This window comes from Enterococcus sp. AZ050 (assembly GCF_051715085.1).
GTDB lineage: Bacteria > Bacillota > Bacilli > Lactobacillales > Enterococcaceae > Enterococcus > Enterococcus faecalis.
In genome coordinates this window covers 170,434-182,744 of the sequence record NZ_JBIOTC010000001.1, presented here as the reverse complement: position 1 = coordinate 182,744, position 12,311 = coordinate 170,434, and the positions used below count along the sequence as shown (strand labels likewise).

Here is a 12,311-nt window from a genome sequence, read left to right as displayed (position 1 = left end):
TCTTTCTAACCATTAATTTTCTTTGTTCATGCTTTTAATTTTAATTAAACGTGTAATTTCGCCACGTTCATTTTCTTCTAATTTCATTTGAATGTAGTAAATTGTTTCTTCTAATTGTGGAATCGTCATATACTCTAAGGCGTTGACACGACGACGCGTTTTTTCAATTTCTTTTGATAATAATTGGCACGTCTTTTCAACATTTGCAAGTGCTAATAATTTCGGTAAAATGCTTGAAATTTTAGCAAAAGCTTGATCAAGCTCGCTGTTTGAATTCACATAGCCATAATCTAAGGGTGCTTCTTGAACAGATTCATCGTAATCAAAAATCATTTTAGGAACTGGCACACTTAAGATGTTCTGTTCAATAATTTCTAATTCAACTTTTTCGGCTGGAATTGCCACTAACTCTTCAATAAAGGCTTCGTTCAACGTTGCGTTTGCCAATACAAAATTTGATAACGCATCCGTCACTTCTTGTTCAACCTGAATACGTAACTCATTGTTTTCTTTGACTAGCGCAATAAACCGTCGCATCAATTCATCTTGTTTGTCTTTCAGCAACTTATGACCTCTCGTGGCCGTAGTTAACTGTTTTTTCAATCGGGAAAGTTCCATACGGGTTGGATTAACATTTAATCGAGCCATTTTTCTACTTCCCTTCAGTTAAATATTGATCGAGCATATCCTCTTTAATTCGTTTTAGTTCTGTTCTCGGTAGCATACTTAATAGTTCCCACCCAAGATCTAACGTTTCTTCAATCGAACGGTTTGTATCGAATCCTTGATTGACATATTCTTCTTCAAAACGTTGGGCAAAAGCTGCGTAAATTTTATCGACATCGGAAAGAGCTGATTCTCCTAAAATGACAGCTAATTCTTTGGCTTGTTTCCCTTGTGCATAGGCTGAGAACAATTGATTCATCGTCGCTGCATGATCCCCGCGCGTTTTGCCTTCACCAGTTCCTTTGTCTTTAAGACGGGAAAGTGATGGCAAGACATCAATTGGTGGTTGGATACCGCTCTTATATAGTTCCCGGGACAAGATAATTTGCCCTTCTGTAATATAGCCAGTTAAATCGGGAATTGGATGTGTTTTATCCTCCTCTGGCATTGTTAAAATAGGAATCTGTGTTACGGAACCTTTTGAGCCACGAATTCGGCCCGCCCGTTCATACAACGTTGCTAAGTTCGTGTAAAGATAACCTGGGTAACCACGACGTCCTGGAACTTCACGGCGTGCTGCTGAAATTTCTCGCAACGCTTCGCAATAATTGGTCATATCCGTCATGATAACTAAGACATGCATGCCCTTTTCATAAGCTAAATATTCAGCAGCTGTCAAAGCCATTCTAGGTGTTGCAATCCGTTCAATGGCTGGATCATTCGCTAAGTTCATAAACAAGACTGAACGATCAATTGCGCCTGTTTGACGGAAATCTTCCATAAAATATTCCGCTTCTTCAAAGGTAATCCCAATGGCCGCAAAAACTACGGCAAATTCTTCTTCACTATTTAACACGTTGGCTTGTCTGGCAATTTGTGCCGCTAATTCTTTATGAGGTAAGCCAGATGCTGAAAAAACAGGTAATTTTTGACCACGAACTAAGGTATTTAAATGGTCAATCGCTGAAATCCCTGTTTGGATGAACTCATCGGGATAATCACGAGCAACTGGATTGATAACTTCGCCGTTAATATCTAATTTTTTCTCAGGTAATAATTCTGGTCCATTATCTTTTAAGCGACCTAAGCCGTCAAAAACGCGCCCCATCATATCTGGCGAAACCCCTAATTCTAAAGGATGTCCCAGAAAGCGAACTTTTGAATCACGAATATTGATGTTACTCGTTCCTTCAAAAATTTGGACCATCGCTTTATCTCCATTGATTTCTAAAACTTGCCCTTGGCGAATTTCGCCATTTTGCATGCGTACTTCAATTAATTCTTCGTACTTTACGCCTGCCACTTTTTCAACAATCATCAGAGGACCAACGACTTCATTGATTGTGCGATATTCTTTAATCATTCGTCATTCCTCCTTCAGCAATGATTTCTTTTATCGTTGTTTTAATTTCTGCTTGTAAACGATCCAATTTTTCTAATTCTTCTTCTGGTAAATACTTGCTACGAGCAATGCGATCGCGGATTTCAACTGTTCCCGCCATTAACTCAGAGAAATAAGTGCCTAAACTTAAGGCTTTTTGACCTTCTTCACCAAAAGTTAGAATCAATTGCAACATTTTCGCTTGTTTGGTTCGAGAAGTGAACGTATCCACGTCATCAAAAGCATTTTGTTGCAAATAGTCTTCCCGTAATGATTTGGCTGTTTCCAACGTTAAACGGTCTTTATCCGACAAGGAATCAATCCCAACCAAACGAACAATTTCTTCCAATTGAGATTCCTCTTGTAAAATCCGCATCCCTTCAGCTACCATAGCGGCCCAGTTTCCTTGCAATTCCAAGTCTAAATATTGCCCTACTTCTGTGGAGTAAAGAGAATAACTTTGCAACCAGTTAATAGAAGGAAAATGACGTTTTTGTGCTAATTGAGAATCTAAGCCCCAGAATACTTTAACAACGCGTAACGTATTTTGAGTGACAGGTTCTGATATGTCCCCACCAGATGGCGAAACCGCACTAATCGCCGTAATGCTTCCTTCACGATGATCTTTTCCTAACGCGATGACTTGTCCTGCTCGTTCATAATATTCAGCTAAGCGACTACCTAAATAGGCTGGATAGCCTTCATCACCAGGCATTTCTTCTAACCGACCACTCATTTCTCGTAACGCTTCTGCCCAACGAGAAGTAGAATCCGCCATAATTGCGACTGAGTAACCCATATCACGGAAATATTCTGCAATGGTAATCCCTGTATAAATCGAGGCTTCCCGTGCCGCTACCGGCATATTTGACGTATTCGCAATTAAAATCGTCCGATTCATCAAAGACTCACCAGTTGTTGGATCAATTAATTCTGGAAATTCATTTAAAACATCTGTCATTTCATTCCCGCGTTCCCCACAACCAACGTAAACGACTAAGTCGACATCGGCCCACTTGGCAATTTGGTGCTGAACGACTGTTTTTCCAGCGCCAAATGGTCCTGGAACTGCTGCCGCTCCGCCTTTCGTAATTGGGAAAAAGGTATCAATTACGCGTTGTCCGGTCACCATCGGTACTTTGGGACTTAGTTTTTCTAAAATGGGACGTCCCCGCCGAACGGGCCATTTTTGCATCATGCTAAAACTTTTTGTTCCTTTAGCCGTTTCCACTGAATAAACTGTTTCATCAATGGCAAAGTCCCCTGCTTTAATTTCGGCAATCGTTCCTGAAACGCCGAAAGGCACCATAATTTTATGTTGAATAATCGGTGTTTCTTGAACCACACCGACGATGTCACCTGCCGACACTTCTTCACCAACTGCCACAGTCGGTTCAAACGTCCATTTTTTCTCACGATCTAACGCATCAATTTTAACGCCACGGCCTAAAAAGTTACTGTGGGTTACTTCTTGAAATGTATCCAATGGTCGTTGAATACCATCAAACATTTCGGCAATTAAACCTGGGGCTAATTCAACAGATAATGGTTCTCCTGTTGAAATAACTGGTTCTCCTGGTCCAATGCCTGTTGTTTCTTCATATACTTGAATCGAAGCGACGTCGCCTCGCATTTCAATAATCTCTCCGATAACGCCTAAATCTCCTACATGACAAATGTCTTGGATACTAGCATCTGACATGTTTTCAGCTAAAATCAAAGGACCTGAAACTTTGACAATTTTTCCAATTTGCACGCTCATTCTCCTTTGCATTATAAAATATTTTGTCCAATTGCTTTTTCAACATTTTTTTCAATCTCACTTAAACCGATTCCGATTGTACCATTATGACTTGGGATTAAAATAATCGCTGGTGTCACTTGTTCTTTGTATCGTTCAATCGTTTCTTCTGCTAAAGTAGAGGCTTCTTCCGTTATGAAAATGACCCCAAACTTATTTTTTGCCATAGTTTCAATGGCTTCTCTAACTTGCATTTCTGAAATGGCATGATGGACCTCAAAGCCAAACAGTTTAAATGGTAAGATTGAATTTTTGTCTCCAATGACACCAATTTTATACCCCATTGACTTTTCGCATCCTTTCTCGAATTTTTTCATTTGAAAACCCACTATGTTTTCCGACCAAAATTAAACGCAAATTTTTCCATTCAACTTCTTTCGCATTCAAAAAGGCTAGTAATGGGAGCGGCCCAAAAGCGACCGTTCGACCGTTTTCATACATTGAGGTCAGGTAATCATCTTTGAGTTTTTCAAAAGCCAATAAATTTAATTCATTGGTTTCTTTATTGATAATCTTTTCTAATAGTTGTCCGTAATTCGTTGTTCTGACAAATGCTGTAAATTCTACAAGTGACTTTTCCGCATAGGTCAACAGCTCTTTCTTTGAGAGACTGCCAGCGCTAGAAAGCACGGTTGATAAAAAGTTACTGTTTTGATGTTGAACAATCCCTCTAGCCATCGTTGATAGATTGGTTAAATCAATAAAAGCGATGACTTCCTTCGTTAACTCTTCATAGCCCAATTCATCCGCTAATTTTCGCTGTTGCTGTAAAAATGCTCGATCATAAAGGATATCAATTGCTTGCGGCAAACCGCCTTCTTCCAGATAGGCAAAAACATCACGGATCACTTCTAATAATGCTGGCTCAAGTTCGGAAGAGTTTTTTGTATGAATGGCACTTTTGACTGTGTTTAGAGAATAACGACCATCTTCTAAATAAAGATAATCAAAATCTTTACCTATTCGCTCAGCTTTCGTCAAAATTTTCAAGTTATGGAAGGTAAAACGCATCGTATACAACGTTACTACAGCTGGTTCTGGAGCCATTTCATATAACCAGCGATAAAGATTTCCCAGCGCTTCAGAAGAATGGTAGTCAAATTTTTCTTCAAAAGTTTCGGTTAAATAAGGTTGATAAACCGTACTTTTTAACATATTTTTAATGTCTTCAACTGTTTCCGCTTCTAAAAGTTGTTGAAACTGTTGCTCAGAAAGCAGCTCCGTTTCTTTTAAACGAATCAGCGGATTAATTTGATGATACGTTGGTTTTCTCATGCTACGTCCTCCCTTCTTAACTGAAAAGTTTTTCTGCTACTTTAAAGCCTTCTGTTTTTTGAATCTCTTCAACTAATGCTGAAAAGAGAAAATTATAATCCAAACCGTCTTTTGCAACGATAAAGCCACTTTCTTTTGGAACAACTTCCTCTGAAAGCTCCCATTGAACAGTAGCATCAGAAAGAGCGGTCAGCCATTCTTGCGTCACTTTCGTTTGAGAATACTCTCCTAAAAGAATGGTCGCTTTTCCTGTTAATTCAAGTGAACCTAATTGTGCTTTCATAAATTGTTGAAATTCTTCCGCTGACCATTCACTCATCTTTAAGACCACTTCATCAAATAATTGGTTAAGATATGCTTGTTTTTTATTTAATGCATCTTGACGAATTTCTAGTGTTTGCCGTTGTTGGCGTTGTTTAAATTCTTTTAATAATTGTTGTTGTCGTTTTTCTATTTCATGTTCTTGCTTCAGCAAAATTTCTTGTTGTGCTGCTTGGAATTCTTGATCGATGCGCGTTTGTTCACTGGTGACATAGGCTTCGACTTCTTGCTTTCCTTGCTGCTTAATTTCACTGATGATTTTTTCAATGGCATCCATCCATCTGCCTCCTCAATTATTTGACGTTCAATACAAGTAAGAAGGAAATTACGAACCCTAAGATGGCATAAGTTTCAACCATGGCAGCATAGATAATTCCTTTTGTTGCATGTTCTGGTTTCTTCGCTAAAATTTGAATCCCCGCAGCGGCTACACGACCTTGGGCAATCCCAGAGAACAATCCTGCAAAAGCAATTGGTAAAGCTGCTACAAAATAGTTCAATCCTTGAACCATACTCATATCGTTTCCTAAGTTAATATAAATTAAGAAAGCAATAACGAAACCGTATAGTCCTTGTGTACCTGGTAATAACTGTAAAATTAACGCTTGACCAAATTTTTCTGGCTGCTCCGTCGTTAAAGCTGCTGCTGCTTCCCCAGTAAAGCCAACCCCTTTGGCTGATCCAATCCCAGCAAAAATTGTCGCCATCGCCATTCCTAATACTGCAAAAACAATTCCACCATTATTATTAATTAAGTAATCCATCATCTCTATTTTCCTCCAATAAATAATTTTCTATTTTTTCTCAACATTGACATACTTTTCTTTTGTTTTTAGCGGATTAAACGCCCGGCCACCGCCTGTGTAAAATTTTCCAAAGAACTCAACATATTGCAAACGTGCGCCATGAACATAAGCACCTAATAACGATAAGAATATGTTTAACGCATGTAAAACAATTAACAGCAAGATGCCCACACTAAAACGGGCAACTGGCGGCATGAACTCTACGAGCATATTAAACGCTGAAGCAATACTTCCCCCAGCAATTCCTAACGCCATCAAACGTGTATAACTAACTAAGTCACCGACATAACCTGTCACGCCGTATAGTCCATACAGTCCTTTGGCTAAACCTTTTAATTTGGCCTTCGATTGAATCATTGGAATCACAATAATTGCAATGGCAGAAAGACTAGCTAAAATCGCACCTGCTGTAAATAAGCCTTCATTTTTAACCACTAATTTACCAACGACTAACAATGCTAAACCAAACAAAATCCCTAACCAAGCGTAACTTTCGTTAATACTATCTAAATAGCGCTTTTGTTTTGATAACTGAATCCCATTAATCATTAGACCGACAACCAATTGGATAAACCCAAAAATAACCGATAAAATAAGAATCGTATTTACATCTTCGGTCGTTGATAAAATCGGAAATGGTGATTTGATTCCAAACATTGTTGGCGGTAATGCTGCACCGAAAAACGAACCGTAAATGAAGCCCCAAATAATTGTTGGAAATGATAAAATCAAGAAAAAGTCGGCAAAACGTTTCATGCCTCTCGGTAAAACAAATGCTTTCAAAGCAATAATAGACAAGAGTAGCATCAGTAAGCCATAGCCAATATCCGCTACCATCATACCAAAAAAGACTAGATAAAACGGCATCATCGCAGGTGTCGGATCAACTTCTTCATATTTTGGTAAGCTATACATCTCTGTTAACATTTCAAACGGCTGCACCAATTTATTATTCGCTAATTTAACTGGTATATCCGTCTCAATTTCCGCCTTCGTAGGATTTTCAAAAGTAAGAGCTATTTCGTCCTTAGGAACTTTTTCTTCAATCGCTGTCAAAATCTCGGCTTTTTCTTCGACTGGAATCCACGTTTGCAAGATGAAAAATGATGAAGCATTTAACAAATGTTGACGTGCTTGTTCTCTTTGGATAACCGCCAATAAGACTTCTTCAGCCAAGCAAAACGTTTCATAGAAATCATGATAAGAAGCCAGTTGTTGCTTTAAGGCTTTTTCTTCTTTTTGTAAAATTTCATATCGTTCTTTGACTTGTTGATATGCCTCTTTAGGCGGAACATCATAACGGTATTGGAGTGGGTCAAAACTATATTGGTTTAATAACTCGGTTACACTCTGCTGATGTTCCTTCAGGTAAACGAGTGTAAAGTAACTATGATGCATACTTTGATAAATTTCTTCAAAATAAACCGTTGGCCATTGAGACAAAGCGCTCAAGAAACTGGCTTTATTGGCTAGATTTATCGAACCATGAACGACATGACTACTTTTTAACTGCTGTTTGTGTGGTAGAACATCCAGATATTGCCAGCGGCCTAATAATTCTTCTTCTGCTTCTAACCCTTGACGATCCGTTTGAATTTGTTTCAAAGATTCTTGAATATTCTTTAATTCCGTCAAATAGCTTTGTAATGTTTTTTCATCAAAGGTTTGTTCCAACTCTTCTAAGGTATAGACTTTTCTTTTTATCTTTAAGCCTTTTCCTGAAGAGCGTGTCAAAAATAAAAGAAGCTCTTGCAATTGTTGTAGCATCGTTTCATATTTACGTAGCTGTTCAGTTGACTGTTCTGCTTGTAAAAAAGAATATTGACTCTTTAAGGCTTGTTCTTCTTCAGGCGAATGAAAAATCCGTTTTACTTCGACAATTTGCAAGCCTTGAATGGCTTGTAGAATTGCTGCTTCTTTTTCGGCAGCGGCAATTATTGTCATTTTTTCCATTTTACTAACTGCCATAAACGTCTTTCACCCTCTCAATAATTGAATCAATGACTTGTTCTTTGTTCGCTTCATAACGTTCGTGAAGCGCTTGTTCAGTGCGCTTTGTTTCATCTAAAAGTTGTTCTTTTTCAAGTTGTAACATCTTTTCTTGCGTTGCTAGTGAATCCGTCAGCACTTTTTCAACAGCTTCTTCACTCTCTTGACGTAGTTTAGCTAAACGTTCTTGCTTCTGTTCTTCATATAAACGACAATTCATCTTAGCTTGTTGCCGATGCTCTTCCACCGCATCTTCCGCTGCCTTGATTTGCTCTAGTACTTCTTGTACCATTGTCTCCACCTCCTTAGTTTTTACACCTTTAGCATATAAGAAAAAGGACTAGCGAAATAGAGATACGCTCAGCCCTTTTGTTTTAGGTATGCAAAAAGGCGCAAACTCAAAAATTGTTCTTCTCACCCCTTGAAGAACTGAATCCTTGAAGCTTTCGCCCAACCATTCTTTATTCAATACTCTACCATCTTAGCAAAGTTTTTCGCAAAATTCAATACTTACCCAAATGAATTAAAATAACAAATTTTCACTTTTATAATAGGTAATAAAAAGGCATTATTTTTTTCGCTTTATAATTATTGATCTTGAATTTTTTTCACATAGATGTGCTATACTTACGTAAACAATTAAATTTATTTGGAGGGATCTCTGATGAATATACGATATATTTCAATCTCTGGTAATACACGCTCATTTGTTCAACGTTTAACAACTTATGCTGAAGAGCAACATCAGCAAAACGAAAAAAATCCTACGATTACTTTCAAAGAAATTTCGGAAAATTCTCCGTTAGAAGTAGAAACAGAACCATTTTTTACTTTTGTGCCTACCTATTTAGATGGTGGCGATGGCATCAACAACGGCAATACCGAAATTTTAACAGAAGTCATGCGAGAATATCTTGCTTTTGAAAATAATTATCGTTATTGCTCTGGCGTGGTGGGCAGCGGCAATAAAAACTTTAACCACCAATACTGCCTGACAGCTAAACAGTATGCGGAACAATTTAACTTCCCCTTCTTAGCTGACTATGAATTAAGAGGTACTCAAGCGGATATTGAACGAATTTATGCTATTTTAAAGGAAAACCAATAAGCAAGTTTCATTACTAAAAAGCTCACCTATGATAGACTACATTTTGAGGTGAAGAAAAATGAGAAATACATGGTTAGCAGAACAACTTCAGTCAATCAGCGAAGAGCCCAATTCTTTTATTATCGAGGAAACCATCAAATATATTGAACAATTAGAAGATGATAATGAAAGTCTTCAAGTTGCATTGGAAGGAACTATTTGGAGTCCTAAAAAATGGAACGAACCATTGGAAAAATAATTTAAACAGAAGAAAAGAGCCAGAAACGTAAGTGAACTGACCCAATAAACTGAGACAAAATAAAAAAGCACCTCTTGTTGAATTCACGTTAAAATGAATTTAACTAGGAGGTGCTTTTTCAATGGGAAATCGAGTTTCTTATCCGATTCACATCAAAGAAATGGCTATACAGATGAAAAAAGAGAATATTCCTGTAAAAATAATTATGGCAGAATTAGGAATTAAAAACAAAACACAAATTGAAACATGGTGGCGTTGGTACCGTAATGGCGAGAATCATCGTCTGGTTCAACCCGTTGGAAAACAATATGCTTATGGAAAAGGTCCAGAAATTCTATCAAATGAACAACAGCTTAGAAATGAAAATAACTATTTAAAAATGCATATTGAGGTGCTAAAAAAGTACAAAGAATTGGAAAGGACGTGGAGCCAGAAATATTTGTAGAATTAGTTAAAAGAATGAAAGGAAAAATAACCATTACTGCATTGTGTCAACTTTTCGGCGTTTCGCGAGCTACTTATTATCGTTGGACTCATCGAAAAGACTTGGGAAAGTTAACACCTCTTGAAGAAGCTGTTCGTCGACTTTGCTTCCAACATAAGTTTCGATATGGCTATCGAAAGATTACTGCGTTGATTAATCAGGAATACAAAGTAAACAAAAACACCGTACAAAAGATTATGCAGAAATATCATTGGAATTGTCGCGTGAAAATGAAGAAACGCAGTAAAGTGGGACAACCTTACACGGTTGTCGAGAACAAGCTAAATAGACAATTTTCTTCAGACGCTCCTTTAAAGAAATTGGTAACAGATATTACTTATCTGCCTTTTGGTCAAAAGCAATTGTATTTGTCTTCAATTATGGATTTATACAATGGTGAAATTATTGCCTATACCATCGGTGATAAGCAAGATACGGCTTTTGTTCTGGATACACTTGATCAATTGCCCCAAACAACGGATTGTCTATTGCATAGTGATCAGGGCTCTGTTTATACTTCTTTTGACTACCAGAATCAAATAAAAACAAAAGGCATTACCATGAGTATGTCCCGCAAAGGGACACCTTCAGATAATGCCTGCATCGAATCGTTTCATGCCTCACTAAAGTCTGAAACGTTCTACTTAGATGGGCTCACAAATGAACCTACATCTATTGTAATAGAAATTGTAAAAAAATACATTACTTATTATAATGAAAGTCGAATTCAACAAAAACTAGACTACCAATCGCCGATAGATTATCGGAAATAGATTATCGGAAATCAGCAGTCTAGGAAAATGCTTTTTTATTCCTGTCTCACAATCTTAGGTCAGTTCCTAAGTGTTTCTGGCTCTTTTCTTCTGTTATTTACAAATTATAGGCGTGCATTTAAATCTTTTGCTAATTCTTCAAAACCTGGTTTACCTAATAAAGCGAACATGTTGCGTTTGTAAGCTTCAACACCTGGTTGGTCAAATGGATTAACCCCATTTAAGTAACCTGAGATGCCCACTGCAATTTCGAAGAAGTACATAACATAACCTAATGAATAAGCATCCATTGTTGGCACTTTAACGATCATGTTTGGCACACCACCATCTGTGTGAGCAAGCAACGTACCTTCGAACGCTTTTGTATTGACGAAGTCAATTTCTTTTCCTTGTAAATAGCCTAAGCCATCTAGATCTTCATTTTGTTCTGGAATTGAAATGCTATGGCGTGGATTTTCAATTTTAACCACTGTTTCAAATAAGTTACGCATACCCTCTTGAACATATTGACCCATAGAATGTAAGTCAGTTGAAAAGTCTGCGGCTGCTGGGAAAATACCTTTGCCATCTTTTCCCTCTGATTCACCGTATAATTGTTTCCACCATTCAGAGAAATAGTGCATGCCAGGCTCATAGTTAATTAACATTTCAGTTGTTTTGCCTTTGCGATATAAAATGTTACGTAACGCAGCATATTGATAGGCTTGGTTTTCTTTTAAGTCGCTCGTTGCGCCGTATTCTTTACGTGCATCATTTGCACCTTCCATTAAACGATCAATATCCGCACCGCTAACAGCGATTGGTAAAAGACCTACTGGCGTTAAAACAGTGAAACGACCGCCCACATCATCAGGAATCACAAATGTTTCCCAACCTTCCGCATCGGCTTCAACTTTTACTGCTCCTTTAGCACGGTCAGTTGTCGCATAAATACGTTTATTGGCTTCTTCTTTGCCATATTTATTAATTAATAACTCTTTAAAGACGCGGAAAGCAATCGCTGGTTCTGTCGTAGTTCCAGATTTTGAAATAACGTTGACAGAAAAATCACGATCACCAATCACATTGATTAAATCAGCTAAATAAGTTGAGCTGATGCTATTTCCAGCAAAGAAGATTTGTGGCGCTTTCCGTTCTTCTTTTGATAATAGATTATTAAATGAATGTGTCAAAAATTCAATTGCTGCACGGGCACCTAAATATGAACCACCGATACCAATGACTACTAATACCTCAGAGTCAGATTGAATTTTTGCTGCTGCTTTTTTAATGCGCGCGAATTCTTCTTTGTCATAGTTTTCTGGTAAATCAATCCAGCCAGTAAAATCATTACCAGCTCCTGTACCTTCACGTAATGCTTTGTCCACTGCAGTGACTTGTGTTTGCATGTATTCCAATTCATGGTCAGCAACAAATGGTGCTAATTTGGAATAATCTAATTGAATGTGTGACATTCCTTTTCCTCCTCG

13 protein-coding genes and 1 other annotated feature are annotated in these 12,311 nt (G+C 37.8%); of the genes, 3 read left to right on the top strand and 10 right to left on the bottom strand.

What is annotated here, in order from left to right:
* Positions 1-12: 12 nt before the first annotated feature.
* Genes IGJ04_RS00870 through IGJ04_RS00830 form a run of 9 tightly spaced genes read right to left on the bottom strand, consistent with a single transcriptional unit; the run spans position 13 to position 8,531 of the window.
* On the bottom strand, positions 13-648 hold the full coding sequence (locus IGJ04_RS00870; protein ID WP_002357673.1) for a V-type ATP synthase subunit D: 636 nt from the start codon (positions 646-648) through the stop codon (positions 13-15).
* Positions 649-652: 4 nt separating this feature from the next.
* Positions 653-2,029 (bottom strand): V-type ATP synthase subunit B, encoded by a 1,377-nt coding sequence (locus IGJ04_RS00865; protein WP_002357674.1) that lies wholly within the window; start codon positions 2,027-2,029, stop codon positions 653-655.
* Positions 2,022-3,803 (bottom strand): V-type ATP synthase subunit A, encoded by a 1,782-nt coding sequence (locus IGJ04_RS00860; protein ID WP_010775823.1) that lies wholly within the window; start codon positions 3,801-3,803, stop codon positions 2,022-2,024. The genes IGJ04_RS00865 and IGJ04_RS00860 overlap by 8 nt, the downstream gene beginning before the upstream one ends.
* A gap of 17 nt (positions 3,804-3,820) precedes the next feature.
* Positions 3,821-4,132 (bottom strand): V-type ATP synthase subunit F, encoded by a 312-nt coding sequence (locus IGJ04_RS00855; protein WP_002357676.1) that lies wholly within the window; start codon positions 4,130-4,132, stop codon positions 3,821-3,823.
* Positions 4,122-5,123, bottom strand: coding sequence for a V-type ATPase subunit (locus tag IGJ04_RS00850; protein ID WP_438839792.1), 1,002 nt, complete (start codon positions 5,121-5,123; stop codon positions 4,122-4,124). Before IGJ04_RS00850 ends, IGJ04_RS00855 begins: the two co-directional genes overlap by 11 nt.
* Before the next feature lie 16 nt (positions 5,124-5,139).
* Positions 5,140-5,721, bottom strand: coding sequence for a V-type ATP synthase subunit E (locus IGJ04_RS00845; protein WP_002365627.1), 582 nt, complete (start codon positions 5,719-5,721; stop codon positions 5,140-5,142).
* Between the two features lie 16 nt (positions 5,722-5,737).
* A complete protein-coding gene (locus IGJ04_RS00840; RefSeq protein WP_002363905.1) occupies positions 5,738-6,211 on the bottom strand; it encodes a V-type ATP synthase subunit K in 474 nt (157 codons plus the stop codon).
* Positions 6,212-6,238: 27 nt separating this feature from the next.
* On the bottom strand, positions 6,239-8,218 hold the full coding sequence (locus IGJ04_RS00835) for a V-type ATP synthase subunit I (protein WP_438839791.1): 1,980 nt from the start codon (positions 8,216-8,218) through the stop codon (positions 6,239-6,241).
* Positions 8,208-8,531: a hypothetical protein gene (locus IGJ04_RS00830; RefSeq protein WP_002391201.1), complete on the bottom strand. Its 324-nt coding sequence runs from the start codon at positions 8,529-8,531 to the stop codon at positions 8,208-8,210. Before IGJ04_RS00830 ends, IGJ04_RS00835 begins: the two co-directional genes overlap by 11 nt.
* Positions 8,532-8,647: 116 nt before the next feature.
* Positions 8,648-8,695 (bottom strand) — a sequence feature (sodium ion sensor (DUF1646 type); this cis-regulatory element may regulate processes involved in with the transportation of sodium ions).
* 208 nt (positions 8,696-8,903) lie between these two features.
* On the opposite strand from IGJ04_RS00830, the gene nrdI reads away from it, so the two are divergent.
* From nrdI to IGJ04_RS00815, 3 genes are all read left to right on the top strand, one after another.
* Positions 8,904-9,347: a class Ib ribonucleoside-diphosphate reductase assembly flavoprotein NrdI gene (gene nrdI, locus IGJ04_RS00825; protein ID WP_002389303.1), complete on the top strand. Its 444-nt coding sequence runs from the start codon at positions 8,904-8,906 to the stop codon at positions 9,345-9,347.
* 58 nt (positions 9,348-9,405) lie between these two features.
* The gene (locus IGJ04_RS00820) at positions 9,406-9,585 is read left to right on the top strand and encodes a hypothetical protein (protein WP_002357684.1); all 180 of its coding nucleotides are present in this window, start codon (positions 9,406-9,408) and stop codon (positions 9,583-9,585) included.
* Between the two features lie 121 nt (positions 9,586-9,706).
* Positions 9,707-10,842 (top strand): IS3 family transposase gene (locus tag IGJ04_RS00815; RefSeq protein WP_438839790.1). Its coding sequence is split into 2 segments (ribosomal slippage): positions 9,707-9,980 and positions 9,980-10,842, totalling 1,137 coding nucleotides; the frame shifts between segments, so codons are not numbered across the junction.
* A 104-nt stretch (positions 10,843-10,946) separates the two neighbouring features.
* Here the strand turns inward: IGJ04_RS00815 and IGJ04_RS00810 are convergent.
* The gene (locus IGJ04_RS00810) at positions 10,947-12,296 is read right to left on the bottom strand and encodes a glucose-6-phosphate isomerase (protein WP_002357685.1); all 1,350 of its coding nucleotides are present in this window, start codon (positions 12,294-12,296) and stop codon (positions 10,947-10,949) included.
* Between the last annotated feature and the right edge of the window lie 15 nt (positions 12,297-12,311).

Bases quoted from the DNA above. Each gene is read 5' to 3' on its own strand.
- IGJ04_RS00855 (WP_002357676.1), bottom strand. From the start codon at position 4,132: ATGGGGTATAAAATTGGTGTCATTGGAGACAAAAATTCAATCTTACCA.
- IGJ04_RS00865 (WP_002357674.1), bottom strand. From the start codon at position 2,029: ATGATTAAAGAATATCGCACAATCAATGAAGTCGTTGGTCCTCTGATG.
- IGJ04_RS00850 (WP_438839792.1), bottom strand. From the start codon at position 5,123: ATGAGAAAACCAACGTATCATCAAATTAATCCGCTGATTCGTTTAAAA.
- IGJ04_RS00845 (WP_002365627.1), bottom strand. From the start codon at position 5,721: ATGGATGCCATTGAAAAAATCATCAGTGAAATTAAGCAGCAAGGAAAG.
- IGJ04_RS00835 (WP_438839791.1), bottom strand. From the start codon at position 8,218: ATGGCAGTTAGTAAAATGGAAAAAATGACAATAATTGCCGCTGCCGAA.
- IGJ04_RS00820 (WP_002357684.1), top strand. From the start codon at position 9,406: ATGAGAAATACATGGTTAGCAGAACAACTTCAGTCAATCAGCGAAGAG.
- IGJ04_RS00810 (WP_002357685.1), bottom strand. From the start codon at position 12,296: ATGTCACACATTCAATTAGATTATTCCAAATTAGCACCATTTGTTGCT.
- IGJ04_RS00870 (WP_002357673.1), bottom strand. From the start codon at position 648: ATGGCTCGATTAAATGTTAATCCAACCCGTATGGAACTTTCCCGATTG.
- IGJ04_RS00830 (WP_002391201.1), bottom strand. From the start codon at position 8,531: ATGGTACAAGAAGTACTAGAGCAAATCAAGGCAGCGGAAGATGCGGTG.
- IGJ04_RS00840 (WP_002363905.1), bottom strand. From the start codon at position 6,211: ATGATGGATTACTTAATTAATAATAATGGTGGAATTGTTTTTGCAGTA.
- nrdI (WP_002389303.1), top strand. From the start codon at position 8,904: ATGAATATACGATATATTTCAATCTCTGGTAATACACGCTCATTTGTT.